Source organism: Allopseudospirillum japonicum, assembly GCF_900108915.1.
In the GTDB taxonomy this organism is placed as follows: domain Bacteria; phylum Pseudomonadota; class Gammaproteobacteria; order Pseudomonadales; family Halomonadaceae; genus Pseudospirillum; species Pseudospirillum japonicum.
This window is the reverse complement of sequence record NZ_FNYH01000001.1, coordinates 291,276-306,555: the sequence shown is the minus strand read 5'-3', so window position 1 is coordinate 306,555 and position 15,280 is coordinate 291,276. Positions and strand designations below refer to the sequence as shown.

Genomic DNA, 15,280 nt, shown 5'->3' with positions numbered 1-15,280 from the left:
AGATCACTCACCTATGTCTAACTTCGAAATTACACGTTTAGTCAGCACACAAGCCGATTTCAACCGCCAGCTGGATCATTTACTGGCTTGGGAAGGTGTCTCTAATCAAGATGTGCAGCATAGGGTGAGTGAAATTCTACATCGGGTGCGCACACAAGGGGATCGAGCGGTTTTAGAATATACGCAGCAATTTGATCAAGTGCCTGCGACGAGTTTTGCTGAGCTAGAATTACCACAAGCACGCTTGCAAGCTGCTTTGGATACCTTGCCAGCAAACCAGCGTCAAGCTTTAGAAGCCGCTGCGCAACGGGTGCGTGCTTACCATGAACGTCAACAGCAGACCTCTTGGCAATATCAGGAAGTGGATGGCAGCCTTTTAGGTCAGCAAATTACTCCGATGGATCGTGTTGGTGTCTATGTTCCTGGGGGAAAAGCCGCTTATCCTTCCTCCGTCTTAATGAATGTGATTCCCGCTCATGTTGCTGGCGTACAAGAAATTATCATGGTCGTGCCCACACCAAAAGGTGAGTTAAATGAATTGGTATTGGCTGCTGCTTGTTTGGCGGGTGTAACGCGTGTCTTTACCATCGGTGGAGCCCAAGCAGTGGCTGCTTTAGCCTATGGTACTGAAAGTGTGCCAGCTGTGGATAAAATTGTTGGCCCTGGCAACATTTATGTGGCCACCGCGAAACGCATGGTGTTTGGCCATGTAGGCATCGATATGATTGCAGGTCCTTCAGAAATTCTTGTGGTGTGTGATGGGCAAACTCCTGCAGACTGGATTGCAATGGATCTGTTTTCACAGGCAGAACATGATGAGGATGCGCAATCCATTCTGGTCTCTTGGGATGCAGACTTTATTGAACAAGTCAGTGCAAGCATTGAAAAGTTACTGCCGACAATGGAACGGGCAGAGATTATTCGTACTTCTTTACAGCAACGTGGCGCTTTAATTCACGTGGCTGATCAGCAAGAAGCAGTGACAATCATTAATCGTATTGCACCTGAGCACTTAGAGTTATCTGTAGAAGATCCGCAAGCTTGGTTGCCTTCTGTGCGTCATGCGGGGGCAATTTTTATGGGACGCTATACCGCCGAGGCATTGGGAGACTATTGCGCAGGCCCTAACCATGTGTTACCCACCTCAGGTACGGCACGTTTTTCTTCCCCTTTAGGCGTTTATGACTTCCAGAAACGTTCCTCTCTGATTATGTGTTCCGCGCAGGGTGCACATGAGCTAGGGCAGATTGCCTCTGTATTAGCACGTGGCGAGCATCTAAGTGCACATGCCCGCTCTGCTGAATATCGGATAAAAAATCAGTCGTAAAATATGCAGCCCCATTAAAACCGAATACGCAGAGCTCGCCAGGGTTCTGCGTTTTTGTTTGTGCCATGAAAATATGAGAGAAGATGACAATGCAAAAATCAGCTAAAGACTATGCAAATACTTGGGTACGTCCTGAAATTCAGGCTTTAAATGCTTATCCTGTTCCAAATGCGCAAGGGATGTTAAAGCTAGATGCGATGGAAAGCCCGTATGTTTGGCCTGCCGATGAACATATGCAACAAGCGTGGCAACAAGCGCTACAGGCAGTGGCTATCAACCGTTATCCAGCAGCAGATGCCCAAGAACTTAAGCAAAAACTGCGTCAAGCTTTCGCTATTGGAGATCACTGGGAGATCTTGTTAGGGAATGGTTCGGATGAAATTATTCAATTGTTAGCGCTTGCAGTTGCAGGTTCTGGACGTAGTGTATTGGCACCTGAGCCTAGTTTTGTGATGTTTAAAATGATTGCGACCTTTGTAGGAATGGATTATATCGGCGTACCTTTAAATACAGACTTTAGTCTGGATTTGCAAAGCATGTTGACACAAATCCGTACCCACCAGCCGGCATTAATTTTCCTTGCACAACCAAATAACCCAACAGGCAATTTATACGGTGAAGCAGCAATCGCAGAAATTTTACAAACAGCGCAAGGCTTGGTGGTATTGGATGAAGCTTATACTGCTTTCACGGATGCAGATTATTTACCTTGGTTAGAAAAATATCCAAACTTAGTGGTCATGCGCACTTTATCTAAAGTCGGCTTAGCTGGATTGCGTTTAGGCTTTTTAGTGGGGGCACCGGCTTGGATTAATGAAATTGAGAAACTGCGTTTACCTTATAATATTAATACGCTGACACAAGCCAGTGCAGTACTTGCACTGAATTATTTTGATATCTTAAAAGAGCAGTGCCAGCAAATCCGCCAGCAACGTGAAATCTTGTCTCAAGCATTAATTGATTTGCATCCTGAGATAGAAGTCTTCGCAAGCGAAGCTAATTTTATTTTAATTCGTATGGCACAGGCAGGTGTGATTTTCCAAAAATTAAAAGAAAAAGGCGTTCTTATTAAATGTCTCGATGGTGCGCATCCACTTTTACACAATTGTTTGCGTATTAGTGTCAGTACAGCGGAAGAAAATCAAATATTTCTACAGGCTTTTGCATCTGTGCTTGCCCAAGGAGACTAAACACAACAAACAGACACTTGCTAGTGCATTAGGGTGCTAGCAAGTGGGTATTTTTGGCCGTTATGAGTGTCTTATTTCTGTCATTCTTTACTGTTTCAATAGACTAATTGAAGTCTTATCTTAAGCTAGAGAATCAGCAAGTCTTCATCTAGTAACCTCTTGGCACACTGAGCTAAAAAGGAATGTTTAGCGGCAGTGGCCTCTATCTCTCAAGACCTCCTTGTTAACATACAGGGTGCTTCAGGCAGCGCGGTAGGTCAGTATGATTGATCATAACGATATTTTTACCATTATTAAGCGTCAACTTATTTCTACTTTTTTTCAACCTATTGTTGAATCAAGTAGTCAAGAGGTCGTTGCTTTTGAAGCGCTAAGCCGAGGTCCTTCTGACAGCCGCTTACATGCGCCTATGCGTTTATTTGATGAAGCAAGACAAAAACACTGCTTGTTTGCCTTGGAAAATGCTTGCCGACAAAAAGCAATAGAATCTTTTACACGTCAACAATTACAAGGAAAGTTATTTATTAATGTGACCCCAGATACTTTATTACAAGCAGATCATAGATCTGGGCAAACCTTAGATTTATTAAAAAATTATCAAATGACACCTGAGCAAGTGGTCATAGAACTGACTGAGCACACTCCCATGCATGATTTTAGTTTAATGCGTCATGCTGTGCGCCATTATCAAGACATGGGGTTTGCGATTGCTTTGGATGATTTAGGGACTGGTTATTCAAGCTTGCGTTTATGGTCTGAACTTTCACCGAATTATGTCAAAGTAGACCGTCATTTTGTCAACCATATTCATCAAGACAAAGTAAAACGAGATTTTGTGCGTTTTATTGTGGAAATTGCTCGCGCAGTGGGTAGTCAATTAATTGCTGAAGGAATAGAAACTCAGGAAGAGTATATTACTTTACGCGATTTGGGTGTTGATTATATGCAAGGCTATTACTTTGCACGTCCACAACCGACACCGCAAAGACGCCTGACCTTTTGCTTACCTGAACAAGAACAACGAGCTGATATTACCGCTTATGGTGAGCAAGAACTGGCTGCTGTCCTTGTACACGAGGTCACTCCAGTGCATCCACAAATGACGGTAGCTGAGGTAGCAGAAATTTTTCATCAACACCCAGATTGGTATTCCTTACCTGTCATTGCGCATAAGCGCCCCCTTGGTTTAGTGGTGCGTGCACGCTTATTTAATCAATTGACTCGACCTTTTGGGCAGGAATTATTTGGTAAAAAACCTATTTCCCAGTTAATGGAATCTCATCCACTTTGTGTAGAAAAGAACACACGTTTAGAACAGGTAAGCCAGTTAGTGACGAGCCGTGTGCGTGAATATTTGGAAGATGATTTTATTATTACCCATGAGGAGGAGTATTTAGGTGTGGGTCAAGTAATTGATCTTTTGAAAAAAATTACTGACTTACAAGTAAAAAGTGCACAGCATGCCAACCCTTTAACTATGCTGCCAGGTAATGTGCCCATTCAAGCATGTATTGAGCAAAGAATTAAACAAGCGCAATCCTGTGTGGTGGCCTATTTAGATTTAGATAGCTTTAAACCTTTTAATGATGTATATGGTTATGCGAAAGGGGATGAGGTTTTATTGTTAGTGGCGAGTTTGTTGAAAAAATATGCTTGCCCAAATAAAGATTTTGTTGGACATGTTGGTGGAGATGATTTTATTGTTGTGTATTCTAGCCCAGATTGGAAAACACGCCTTGCTGATATGTTAGAAGATTTTAGTCGTCGTATCTGTGGGCTGTATACGCAAGAGCATCAAAAAGCCGGCGGTATTATGACGTGTGACCGTTATGGCCAAGAGCGATTTTTTCCGCTGATTAGTATTTCAGTGGCAGCCATTCAGGCAGATACATTAAGTGTTAATAATGCACATGAGTTATCAAGTCATTTAAGTCATGTCAAACACAAAGCTAAAAGCACACAAGGTAATTGTGTTGTTTTACAAACTCAGCACAAAATGCAAATTATCTTTCCTCCTTCTGAGATGTGTCCGCCTACATACCATCTAGACACAGCAAAAGCGCTAGCAAATTAGAGGAGGAAAAAGATGCAAGCGCGAGAACAGTCGCCTAATTTAATCCAATTAGCTTGGATTTTCTTACGTTTAGGTTGCACCTCTTTTGGGGGACCAGCCGCACATCTTGGGTATTTTCGAGCGGAATTTGTGCAAAAACGTGTTTGGCTTACGGAAGAAGCTTATGCAAATTTGGTTGCCCTATGCCAATTTTTACCCGGTCCGACCAGCAGTCAAGTCGGCTTTGCTTTAGGGTTGCAACAGAAAGGGCTTATCGGTGCGCTTATCGCTTGGGTCGGGTTTACGGCACCTTCAGCTTTACTTATGTATGCGTTAGCCACGGAGATTTTAGCAGATTCGGCTACTTATCAAGGTGTTGTAGCAGGACTACATCTAGTGGCTTTTGCTGTGGTTGCGCAAGCTGTTTGGGCAATGGCACGACAATTTTGTTTAGATAGGCCAAGACGTTGGATGTTATTGGTCACTACTTTGACTTTATGGTTAATACAAATTCATCCATTGATTTTATTAGCTGGTATGGGGCTGTGGGGAATATGGATTTATCAAGAGCATCAAGAGACAAAAAAATCGACACGCTTAGCGCTACACATCCCTAAGCTAGGTGCACAATTGGCGCTGGGTTTATTTTTTTGTTTGTTACTTGCTTTGCCTTGGTTAACGCAGACTTTTGCTGTGCAAGAATTGCAAATATTTAATGCATTTTATTATGCAGGTACTTGGGTATTTGGTGGCGGGCATGTGGTATTACCCATGCTGGAATCACAAGTAGTAGAAACAGGTTGGATAAGTGAGCAAACGTTTTTAACTGGATATGCAGGCGCACAAGCTATGCCAGGTCCTTTATTTAGTTTTGCAGCTTTTGTTGGTACCCATCTACAGGGAATACAGGGCGGATTCATTGCTTTATTTGCGATTTTTCTACCTTCTTTTCTATTATTATATGGCATCTTACCTTATTGGCAGATCTTGCAAAAAAATGCCTTAGTGCAAGCAGCTTTAATGGGAATCAACGTGGGCGTGGTAGGTATTTTGCTTGCTGCCTTGTATGATCCAATTTTTACACACGCAATTAACACTAGCCGCGAACTTGCTTTAGGTGTTATCTTTTTTTTACTGTTACATTTTAATCAGATCTCTCCTTTAAGTTTGGTCATCTTGGGAGCAGGGATTGGTTATCTTGTCTTATGATGGCTCTTAACTCGCTGCCATCAAAGTCATAGAAAAATGTCATCAAATTGCAAGCCTGTATCCCTGACAATAGGGTCCATGCTTAATTTAAGCGGCTTGCAGTGCATCGATTCCCTGGCGCTAAGCTTCTCTACTAAGGGAACTTTATTCGGATTCAGGACTCCTTGTGTAAGTTAAGGAGGGACGCTCGATGTATAACACTAGGGTGATCAAGCCACTACCCCGAGAAAATCATAATCGAAGCGAATAAGAATGAAGGAAGGTTAAAGAGATGATGCATTGTTCTGAATTAAAGCGTTTAGCGAAACGTGGTGAAGACTTCGAAGTTCATGTGCTCACTCATGCAGCAAGCCGTTATTATCAAGTACAAATCCAATATGATGATGAAGCTTTTGTGCTTAGTAGCTTGCGTAATAAGCCTATGGTATTTCGTAGCTTGGATGAGGTGTATCAAGAGTTGCGTCGTCATGGTATTTCACGGGCTTATCTTGTCCAGCATGTTGCAAATGATGAAATGATAGGGCGTATGCCGACTTATCATGCGCCCCATGTCTCCCATATGCCATTAAGCTTTTAAGTGAATCCGCTAGCTAGCTTAGCTCCTAGAGGCTGGCTAGCTTGCTTTTTTGATGGGCTAGATGTACGTATTACACCTCATTTTTTCCCTCCCCAACGACAACTGCCTTGTGTACACCGAGATCCTAGCGACAAGTAAGGGCGTATGCGCGCAAAAATAGCATAAGCAAGATTACATAGCTGGCGCAGTAAAGGCAGCTCACTTAAGGCAATCCAAGTCGTATAACCAAGTTGCCGATACAAATAGCGGCTGGCATCCATGCCTAAATACCAATTACCTTTGGCATCTTGTACGTGCAAAACACGCATCATGGCTTGATATTGGTCTATCCCTAGCGTTTGCTGAACATCCTCAGTGCTAATATCAATGTAGGCAATATGCACAGGAAGATTTTTTTGTTGTAGCCAGTGAATTTCTCGTCGGCATAAAGGGCATTGACCGTCAAAGAACAAGCTTAAATCAGCTTGTGCGCAGAAAACTTCTTGTGGCAGCCTAGGGGTTGGCATCAGGTTTTACCTCTATCAAACTTATACATAATGAAAAGTATATGCTAGATGTACATTTTTTGTATAATCTAGCGAATAGTTTCTATCTGACAAGTCGTAAGCAAGGAATTTCCCTATGAGTGAATCAGTCAAGATGACACCACCGCCTTTTGGTGTGCTTTTGGTCAATTTAGGTACACCTAGTGCACCTACACCAGAAGCTGTGCGTACTTATTTGGCAGAGTTTTTAGCGGATGTAAGAGTGGTGGATATGGCGCGCCCTCTATGGTGGTTAATCCTGCATGGGATCATTTTGCGTGTGCGTCCACGTAAAGTGGCTAAGGCTTACCAAAGTATTTGGACACCAGAAGGGTCTCCTTTATTGGCAATTAGCCGCCAGCAAACGGCCGCTTTAACAGAGGCGTTACAGCAAGCTTATGGGCAAAAGATTCCTGTTGAGCTTGCAATGACCTATGGTGAACCGAGCATGGAAGCGGCAGGGCGTGCTTTACGTCAACAAGGTGTCAGTAACTTATTGATTTTACCTTTATATCCTCAGTTTTCATCTTCGACCACTGGGGCGGTATATGATCGTTTAGCACGGGGTTTACAAAAGTGTCCTCACTTGCCACAGATGCGTTGGGTGCGTGATTATCATCAGCATCCTGCTTACATTGAAGCTTTAGCCGCTTCTGTACGTCAGCATTGGCAAGAACATGGACGCAAACAAAAATTGTTGATGTCTTTTCATGGTATTCCAGAGCGCTATGCAGACAAAGGGGATCCTTATGCTGCGCAATGTCGTAAAACGGCTGAGTTACTTGCGCAGGCGTTACAACTGAGTACGGATGAATATTTATGCAGTTTTCAATCACGTTTTGGACGCGAGGAGTGGGTCAAACCTTACACAGATGCTAGCCTTAAGCAATGGGCACGTGATGGTGTGCACAGTGTGGATGTGATTTGCCCTGCATTTGCAGCCGATTGTTTAGAAACTTTGGAAGAAATTCAGGTAGAAAACCGAGAATTATTTTTAAAGCATGGTGGCCAAGCTTATGCATATATCCCAGCGCTCAATGCACGCCCTGAACATATGGACTTGTTAACCGAGCTAGTACAAACACATACGCAAGGTTGGTAAGTGCTGATTTGATAGGAGGGTGCGAAGATGACACAAATACCGGATGGACGCCAACGTTTAGCCCAAAATCTGGGCTATGCAGGTATCTTGCCTTTCGTGCTGACTTTAGCCATGTTTTGGGGAACCCAGCTCTGGCAAGTATGGAGTTTGCATGCGTTTCTTTTCTATGCTGCCATCATTTTGAGCTTTCTGGGTGGGATTCACTGGGGACTTGCCTTAAGAGATTCGCAAAATCCTTTATCACCGGATACTTTGCAGCGTCTGATTTTAAGTATGGCCCCAAGTCTTTTAGCTTGGCCAGCGTTATTGCTTGATGAAGAACAGGGGCTTTGGGTATTGGCCATTGGTTTTGTATTAACTTGGTGGTATGAGCGTTTGCCTGCAAGCCGTAAACGGGTACCTGCTTGGTATTTACAGTTACGTACCCGTTTAACTTTAGTTGTGCTTGCGTGTCATCTGGGGATGTTGATGCGCTTTTGGATAGTATAACTTCCCTTAATCTATACTAGGCGCAAGCCTGATGATGCTCTCCTATCATGTGATCAATAGTGTCTAATACTTGATCACTACAGGCTTCTACATCACGCATTAGGCTCATTAAATATTCCACATCAACTGGGTATTGGTGGGCCTTGGTTAAGGCATGCTGGATGCCTTCATGAATGCAACGATGTGGTTTTTCTAAACGGGCATAGTGGCTAGTATGTTTGAAATGCTGGAAGCCGTTGCCTTCATAATACCAATGTCCTAGGCGGCATTGTGTGTGATCAATTTTAATGCGCGATTCTAGATCTGTATCCGTTTCCTGCTTGGCCAAAGCGGCATAGCCATTTTGCTTATAAATAATATGATCGACTTTGACTAAAGAGCCGAAAGATTTATCTTTGATAAATTCAACCTGTTCAATCGTTGTATTCGCGGTTTCAGCAAAGGCTACAAAGCGTTGGTGAAACTGTTGAACTTCTACCAGGATTTGTTGAGATTGTTGGCGTGTATTGCGTGATGTTTCTAAAATTTGCCCGACTTGCTGTTGGAAATTGTGCAGCACCTCTTCTATCGTGCCCGCAGCTTGTTTGGTTTTTAACGAAAGATTTTTAACCTCATCTGCAACCACTGCAAATCCACGACCTTGCTCGCCAGCCCGAGCCGCTTCGATAGAGGCATTGAGCGCAAGCAGGTTGGTCTGATCAGCAATGTCTGTAATCAGCTGTAACGAAGTCGTGACTTGATTACTGTTAGCGTGCAGCTCAGTGACAGACTGGTCAACATTGGAAAGCCCAGAACTAATATCTTGCAATGCATGCAAAATATCTTCTGCAGAACGTCGGCTTAAATCGGCATCTTGTGCATTGTTGGCAGAGACTTGCGCGATTTGCGACATATACTCGCTGATAGAAATTAAATCTTGTTGATTGCGTTGTAAGTTAGCTCGTAGATTCTCAGTATTGAGCTCATGTAAGGCAGATGCAAAACGATTTTGCTCAGTGAATTTATGGTTTTCTTGCATTGCCTGAATGGAAACATTGATATTTTTTAAAGAGCGTGCGAATTCACCTGGCAAACCCAAAGACAAGGCATGACGATTAAATTGGCCTTGAGAGACGGCATGAAATGCGGCATTGATCTCTTTAAAGTAAGTTTCTACTAAATCTAAAAAATCATTTAACTGCCAGCTGACTTTACCAATCTCACCTAATTTGGGTGTCTGGGTAATACGTACATGTAAGATGCCTTGGCAGGCAAATTCCAAAGCCTGATGAATATTATCCAGTGTTTTGACTGGGCGATGCGCTTGGTGCCAAGCATAAAAAGCAAAAAGACTGGCTAATATTGGAGGACCAAAAAGCATAGGATCTAAACCAAAACGCACCATAGAAATAAGGGCCGTTGCCCAACTGCAAATACAAAAGATAACGCACACAAGACCAAAGCGTGCAAGCAATAGAGGAGAACCTTTTGAAGTGCTTTGCTTTTTGAACATAAGAAATAAGCTCGTCTTCGATGTTTTAGCTGTCTCAGGCAAGCTCCCCTTGCAAGGCTAAAACGAACTGGGTGTAGTCGCTATATCCTGTATCGACGATCTTTTGTGTTAACCAACGAATGGAAGCATCAGGCGCGTGTGCCTTATCATTTTGCTGTTCTAGCACACACATTTGCTGGTACAGCGGGATAATTAAATTTAAAGCTTGTGGATTAGCTTGTCTACGTACAGAAAAATAGCCTTTTAATTGGCCTTGATTATCAAAGTCCGGAGTAATATTAGCAAAAACCCAATAATAATCATGGGCTGCAGTGCGATTTTTTACAAATGCAAAAAACTCACTTTGTTGTTTGAGTGTTTGCCACATTAAACGAAAAGCACCGCGTGGCATATCTTGATGGCGAATAAGATTATGAGGCCGTCCAAGTAATTCATGTTCTGCAAATCCGCAAATACGCATAAAGGTGCGGTTTGCATAAGTAATGCATCCTTTTGTATCTGTTTTGGAAATGATAAGCTCGTCTTTCGGTAAATAAACCTGATGTTCTCTAGGCTGTGAGCGTCCATGGACAAAATGTGGCATATGATGAAGCCCTAATACTCAAGATGTCAGACCTTTAAGATATTTTGTTAATGAAGCTTAACAGCTTCTAGCAACGAACGCCTAGATATCAAGTGCAAAAGCCACAGCCTATATCATTTGCAGGCAATAAAAGATGATCTTGCTCATGGTATCCTATTGAAAACAGAGCCTCCTTGGTAAGAAACTATCCATTCACTAAGTCACTAGGTACCAAGGGTAAACCAATGAGCAATGTGTGGCTTGGGTGAAACCTACACAAGGTCGTGCCTGCTCCCCAAGGATTAGACTAGGAATTTAAACCTGTGAATCAAGCTTCTTCAATCGCACAAGTACAAATTAGGCGGACACCGCCCGCGCCCCTGTTATTTTTGCCTTTAGGGGGCGCAGGTGAAATTGGTGGAAATCTAGCTTTATATGGATATCAGGATCAATGGCTAGCTATTGATTGTGGTTTAGGTTTTGCTAGAGGTATTCCCGGAGTAGATCAATGGGTGCCTGATATTAGCGGATTGGAGGAAGTGAAGATACGTCCGCAAGCCTTGGTAATCACGCATGGGCATGAGGATCATATAGGAGCAATCCCTTGGTTATGGTCTAAATGGCGTTGTCCTATTTATACCACACCTTTTACTGCGCATCTTATTCGTGACCGTTGGACGCAATTTGCGGATTTGTCTGAGTTAGATTTGCAGCTTATTAAGCCATTGACACAGTATCAGTTGGCAGGTTTCCAAGTCGAATGGGTGCCTGTGACACACTCAATTCCAGAAGCGCATTCTATTTATTTAAAAGTTGCCGAGCATACCTTATTACATACAGGAGATTGGAAGCTAGATGCTGCCCCTGTTGTGGGTGCTTTAACCGCAAGTCAGCGCTTACAAGAAATTGGTGCTGCAGGTTTAGACACTTTGGTCTGTGATTCAACGAACGCGCCAAATGCTGGTTGGAGTCGTTCAGAAGCAGAAGTGCAAACTGGATTAAAACAGGTGATTTCCCAATTAGATCGGCGTGTGGTTGTAACCTGCTTTGCAAGCAACATTGCGCGTATGTACTCCCTTGGTCAAGTGGCACAGGCGACGGGGCGAAAAATTACTTTGCTTGGGCGCACTATGCAAAGACTCTATCAAGCAGCCAAGGCTAATCAGTATTTAGAAGGTATGCCTGCACCGATTCCTGCACGTGATTTAGGGTATTTGCCTGCCCATGAACAGCTTATTGTATGCACAGGTTCCCAAGGGGAGCCAGGCTCGGCTTTGGCCCGTTTAGCTGCAGGGACACATCCTGAACTGGAGCTGGAAGTGGGTGATTATGTGTTGTTTTCTTCTAAAGTCATTCCAGGCAATGAGCTTGCATTAGAAAAAATTTATAATCAGCTACTCAAGCGCGGTATGATCTTAATGACCGAGCGTCAGCACCCGATTCATGCTTCTGGACATCCGGCACAAGAAGAAATCATGCAGCTATTGCAATGGTTACAGCCAAGTACCTTGATTCCTGTACATGGTGAGTATCGACATCAACACAAAAATCAGGAAGTTGCACAAGCTTCTGGTATTACTTATACCTATATTCCCCATAATGGTGACCTGGTAGCCTTAGGCCGAGGTGCGCCACGAAAAGTACGTGAATATAAAGCAGGGCGTTGGTTAATTGATGGTAAGCAATTATTTGCTCAAGATGCTCTGCACTTAAGTGAGCGGCAAAATCTAAGCCAGCAAGGTGGGGTTTATTTGCATTTAGTGATCCAGCATACGCCAAATCCACATGTGCAGGTGTTAGCAATTGACTTTTGGGGATTGGCGGTGACTGCACAATTAGAGCAAGATCTACACCAACACTTAACCCAATCTTTATTAGTTTCTTTATTAGAAAGCGCCCCAAGTGTGTTGGAATGGCATTTACAACGCTTAACCTTTAATTGGTGCAAGCGTTTTCTAGCGAAAACACCACGCATCAAGGTACATATTTTGTCACTGAATTAATTAATACGTTTGTTTGCTAATGACACTTATGTAACAAAATGCTAACATTTTGTAATTAGCTTGCAGGGTACTTTCTAAGGCTGCAAAGCTTAATTTCTTCCTATTCTGGCCGGGGTTGGTTGCTGTGTGTAGCCGCCTGATTTCTGGAGCATCTGGTTTTATTATGAAGCTATCCAGCTTGAAGCAATTTGAACAGTTTTCACAACTGAGTGATGACCAGCTAATCATTTTAAGTAAGCATCTGAAAACCTACACCTGCAAGGCAAAAGGCGATATCGTGTTGCCACTAGGCTCTAACAGCCCGTATGAATTTTTTCTCTTGCAAGGCAGTCTGCAGCTAACGGCTGAAGATGGTATGCACAAGGAGATTAAAGCGGGTTCGGATGATGCGCGTTTGAGTGTTGCGCGTTTACGCCCCAGCTTTTATGAAGTGAGTGCTTTGCAACCGAGCCGTTTGTTAGTCATTCATAATGAAACTTTAAAAGATATTGTGGCTAAAACACGTAATGCGCAAAGTAAGCCAACACAAGCAAGCCATATATTGCTTACCAAGTTGCAGGAAGATTTAACTTCTAACCAGTTTAGGTTGCCAAGCTTACCGAAGGTCGCATTAAAAGTGCGTGAATTAATTAATACAGGTGAAGCGCACGTTGCTGAAGTCGAGCAAGTCCTCAACACGGACCCTTCGATTGTCACCAAGTTGATTCGTACCGCAAATAGCCCGATTTATCGACGTGGACATGCTTGTAATGGATGTCATGATGCTGTCATGCGTTTAGGGCTAGCGACCACAAAACAACTGGTGATGAGTTTTTCATTGAAGCAGTTGTTTAAAGCGCGTCATAAAGAAACGCGCTTGGCGATGCAAGAAAGCTGGCGTAAAAGCGTTCAAGTGGGCACCTTGTGTCAGCTTTTAGCACAAAGAGCGAATATGAATCCAGAAACGGCCTTGCTCGTTGGATTGTTACACAACATTGGTGAGCTGCCTGTACTTATGTACTTAGATCAGCTAGAAGAAATTCCGGCGGACATGGCTATCTTGCTTAAGGATTTGAATATCCCTATGGCGGTTGAAGTCTTACAACATTGGGAGTTTGAACCCCTAGTGATTGATGCCATTGCACAAGGTTGTCAGTGGTTTGCTAGTGATGTACAAGCTGCAGTTGATTATCGAGATGTGCTGATTGTTGCAAAGTTACATAGTGTGATTGGTTCCAATGAGCAATTCCAATATCCACGTATGGATGAAGTGCCCGCTTTTCGTAAACTGGCACTAGAAGGTTCTATGACGCCTGAGCTCAGCCTTCAGTTGATTCAAGAGTCGCAAGAACAGCTTGATGAAATGTTCCATATGTTAGGTATTTAAAAAAATAGCTTGACGACTTTTTTTTATCTGCTATTATAGCGCTCGTGTTTAGGAGGGATGGCAGAGCGGTTGAATGCACCGGTCTTGAAAACCGGCAAGGGTTAATAGCCCTTCCAGGGTTCGAATCCCTGTCCCTCCGCCACCAAACAAAGAAAAAGCCCTGATAGAAATCAGGGCTTTTTTTGTGCCCTTAAAAAATGCACCAGAAAATCTGTAACCATAAGCTATGATTTACCAATAAAAAGATAAGCTTATCAGACCGTACTCGTCGCCTTTAGTTTGACCGACGAACTCCCGGCCCCTAAAAATATTGGTAAACGCCAAACGCCATTTATGATAAGTCACCGCAACACCCGCTTGTGCATCCCAAATCCAAGTTTTACGTTTAACAGCATGACTGGATCGCCAAGTATTACCATCAAGTAACAAATTACGTGCAACAAAGCGTGTATGCATGCCAGCAAAGAAATACCAATGGAGTGTTTGGCTCGGTTTAAAGTATATGGATCCCAACATTCCAGGGCGAATACTCGGTGGGCCAAAATCTGTACGAACGCCCTGCCCCCAACGAACTAAAAGCCCAGCACCTGCATAAGTATGTAAGTTCCCTAAAGCTAAATCGAAACTAGGAGAGATTTCTAGATCATTATATTGGCCAAGGGAATGGAAGTTTTGCCATTTGCGTTCGTAAAATAAATTAGCAGTCGGTTCATTATGTAGTTGATGATGCCAGCCACGAGGACGACGTGTATTAATAATGCGGTGCACTAATTTTTGGGTTTGATCAGCTAAAGAAGCCGGTCCCACCATGCCCAACTCAATGGCCATACGTTCAGCAATGCGCCCTTGTTTGCTGGCATCTGGATGCAGATTATTCAAGCTAGCCCCCCAATAGAGATAGCCTGCATAAGGGCGATCTTGGGTGAGAAGCTCAGGTGTTTCAATATCCGCTGGGGTGTAAATATTCTGTCCTAAAGTGAACTCTAAGGAGTACTCGGCTTGCTCCTGCCACCAAGGCAAACTTTCTGCTAATTCACTGATCCAAGGGGTATTTTCATCTAATAGCATCCAGCCAATCTGGGTGCCATGTGTGTAATGCCGGTCTGAGCCCTTCCCCCACATGTCATTTTCTAATTGAAGATTCCACAAAATTTCATCGGTTTGTAAGTCTTGGGCCTCCTGCGCAAAGCTGGTATGAGTACCTAGCAAAAGTAGGCAATAAAAAAGGATTGGCTTGCTATTGTGCATGGATAAGGAACCTAATTGATCAGGAAAACACTAAGGCTAACATACTTGCCAGAAATCAAGTATTTGGTAAAAAAACTAACTTTGGTTGCGTTTAGGTTAGGTCTTCAAACACATGCTTGCTTCATTCTGTTGAAAAGT

General features: G+C 43.3%; 13 protein-coding genes, 1 tRNA gene and 1 pseudogene. 10 read left to right on the top strand and 5 right to left on the bottom strand.

All coding sequences use genetic code 11. The features are described 5' to 3' along the window. The first annotated feature begins 13 nt into the window (after nt 1–13). The 5 genes from hisD (at nt 14) to BMX05_RS01340 (ending at nt 6,356) form a co-directional block, all read left to right on the top strand. Nucleotides 14–1,327, top strand: a complete 1,314-nt coding sequence (gene hisD / locus BMX05_RS01360) for a histidinol dehydrogenase (protein WP_093308154.1) — start codon at nt 14–16, stop codon at nt 1,325–1,327. Between the two features lie 83 nt (nt 1,328–1,410). Further along, nucleotides 1,411–2,517 carry a histidinol-phosphate transaminase gene (gene hisC / locus BMX05_RS01355; protein ID WP_245710364.1) on the top strand — a complete coding sequence of 369 codons (1,107 nt, stop codon included), beginning with the start codon at nt 1,411–1,413 and terminating at the stop codon, nt 2,515–2,517. Between the two features lie 262 nt (nt 2,518–2,779). Beyond that, a complete protein-coding gene (locus BMX05_RS01350; protein ID WP_093308152.1) occupies nt 2,780–4,591 on the top strand; it encodes a GGDEF domain-containing protein in 1,812 nt (603 codons plus the stop codon). Between the two features lie 12 nt (nt 4,592–4,603). Beyond that, nucleotides 4,604–5,779, top strand: coding sequence for a chromate efflux transporter (gene chrA, locus BMX05_RS01345; protein WP_093308151.1), 1,176 nt, complete (start codon nt 4,604–4,606; stop codon nt 5,777–5,779). Nucleotides 5,780–6,050: 271 nt separating this feature from the next. Continuing rightward, nucleotides 6,051–6,356 (top strand): DUF6482 family protein, encoded by a 306-nt coding sequence (locus tag BMX05_RS01340; protein WP_245710362.1) that lies wholly within the window; start codon nt 6,051–6,053, stop codon nt 6,354–6,356. 77 nt (nt 6,357–6,433) lie between these two features. Here BMX05_RS01340 and BMX05_RS01335 read toward each other — a convergent pair whose 3' ends face one another. Continuing rightward, on the bottom strand, nt 6,434–6,862 hold the full coding sequence (locus tag BMX05_RS01335) for a thiol-disulfide oxidoreductase DCC family protein (RefSeq protein WP_093308150.1): 429 nt from the start codon (nt 6,860–6,862) through the stop codon (nt 6,434–6,436). A 115-nt stretch (nt 6,863–6,977) separates the two neighbouring features. Here BMX05_RS01335 and hemH point away from each other — a divergent pair, with 115 nt between their 5' ends. Together hemH and BMX05_RS01325 are read left to right on the top strand one after the other, a co-directional pair. Continuing rightward, the gene (gene hemH / locus BMX05_RS01330) at nt 6,978–7,982 is read left to right on the top strand and encodes a ferrochelatase (RefSeq protein ID WP_245710360.1); all 1,005 of its coding nucleotides are present in this window, start codon (nt 6,978–6,980) and stop codon (nt 7,980–7,982) included. 27 nt (nt 7,983–8,009) lie between these two features. After that, nucleotides 8,010–8,471, top strand: a complete 462-nt coding sequence (locus BMX05_RS01325; RefSeq protein ID WP_093308149.1) for a DUF3429 domain-containing protein — start codon at nt 8,010–8,012, stop codon at nt 8,469–8,471. A gap of 16 nt (nt 8,472–8,487) precedes the next feature. On the opposite strand, the gene BMX05_RS13010 is transcribed toward BMX05_RS01325, so the two are convergent. The 3 genes and pseudogenes from BMX05_RS13010 to BMX05_RS01315 form a co-directional block, all read right to left on the bottom strand. Continuing rightward, nucleotides 8,488–8,826 carry a CZB domain-containing protein gene (locus BMX05_RS13010; RefSeq protein ID WP_449680498.1) on the bottom strand — a complete coding sequence of 113 codons (339 nt, stop codon included), beginning with the start codon at nt 8,824–8,826 and terminating at the stop codon, nt 8,488–8,490. 111 nt (nt 8,827–8,937) lie between these two features. After that, a pseudogene (locus BMX05_RS13005) lies at nt 8,938–9,363 on the bottom strand (methyl-accepting chemotaxis protein); the annotation flags it as partial. A gap of 634 nt (nt 9,364–9,997) precedes the next feature. Further along, complete coding sequence (locus tag BMX05_RS01315) at nt 9,998–10,546, bottom strand: PAS domain-containing protein (protein ID WP_093308147.1); 549 nt, start codon at nt 10,544–10,546, stop codon at nt 9,998–10,000. Nucleotides 10,547–10,848: 302 nt separating this feature from the next. Here BMX05_RS01315 and BMX05_RS01310 point away from each other — a divergent pair, with 302 nt between their 5' ends. The 3 genes from BMX05_RS01310 (at nt 10,849) to BMX05_RS01300 (ending at nt 14,036) form a co-directional block, all read left to right on the top strand. Then, the gene (locus BMX05_RS01310) at nt 10,849–12,528 is read left to right on the top strand and encodes a ribonuclease J (RefSeq protein WP_093308146.1); all 1,680 of its coding nucleotides are present in this window, start codon (nt 10,849–10,851) and stop codon (nt 12,526–12,528) included. Between the two features lie 163 nt (nt 12,529–12,691). Beyond that, a complete protein-coding gene (locus BMX05_RS01305) occupies nt 12,692–13,894 on the top strand; it encodes an HDOD domain-containing protein (RefSeq protein WP_093308145.1) in 1,203 nt (400 codons plus the stop codon). Nucleotides 13,895–13,945: 51 nt separating this feature from the next. Continuing rightward, nucleotides 13,946–14,036: transfer RNA gene (locus BMX05_RS01300), tRNA-Ser, on the top strand. A gap of 89 nt (nt 14,037–14,125) precedes the next feature. On the opposite strand, the gene BMX05_RS01295 is transcribed toward BMX05_RS01300, so the two are convergent. Continuing rightward, complete coding sequence (locus tag BMX05_RS01295; RefSeq protein WP_093308144.1) at nt 14,126–15,142, bottom strand: lipid A deacylase LpxR family protein; 1,017 nt, start codon at nt 15,140–15,142, stop codon at nt 14,126–14,128. Nucleotides 15,143–15,280 lie beyond the last annotated feature (138 nt).

Bases quoted from the DNA above. Each gene is read 5' to 3' on its own strand.
- hisC (WP_245710364.1), top strand. From the start codon at position 1,411: ATGACAATGCAAAAATCAGCTAAAGACTATGCAAATACTTGGGTACGT.
- BMX05_RS01350 (WP_093308152.1), top strand. From the start codon at position 2,780: ATGATTGATCATAACGATATTTTTACCATTATTAAGCGTCAACTTATT.
- BMX05_RS01305 (WP_093308145.1), top strand. From the start codon at position 12,692: ATGAAGCTATCCAGCTTGAAGCAATTTGAACAGTTTTCACAACTGAGT.
- BMX05_RS01325 (WP_093308149.1), top strand. From the start codon at position 8,010: ATGACACAAATACCGGATGGACGCCAACGTTTAGCCCAAAATCTGGGC.
- BMX05_RS01295 (WP_093308144.1), bottom strand. From the start codon at position 15,142: ATGCACAATAGCAAGCCAATCCTTTTTTATTGCCTACTTTTGCTAGGT.
- BMX05_RS01315 (WP_093308147.1), bottom strand. From the start codon at position 10,546: ATGCCACATTTTGTCCATGGACGCTCACAGCCTAGAGAACATCAGGTT.
- chrA (WP_093308151.1), top strand. From the start codon at position 4,604: ATGCAAGCGCGAGAACAGTCGCCTAATTTAATCCAATTAGCTTGGATT.
- hisD (WP_093308154.1), top strand. From the start codon at position 14: ATGTCTAACTTCGAAATTACACGTTTAGTCAGCACACAAGCCGATTTC.
- hemH (WP_245710360.1), top strand. From the start codon at position 6,978: ATGAGTGAATCAGTCAAGATGACACCACCGCCTTTTGGTGTGCTTTTG.
- BMX05_RS01340 (WP_245710362.1), top strand. From the start codon at position 6,051: ATGATGCATTGTTCTGAATTAAAGCGTTTAGCGAAACGTGGTGAAGAC.
- BMX05_RS01335 (WP_093308150.1), bottom strand. From the start codon at position 6,862: ATGCCAACCCCTAGGCTGCCACAAGAAGTTTTCTGCGCACAAGCTGAT.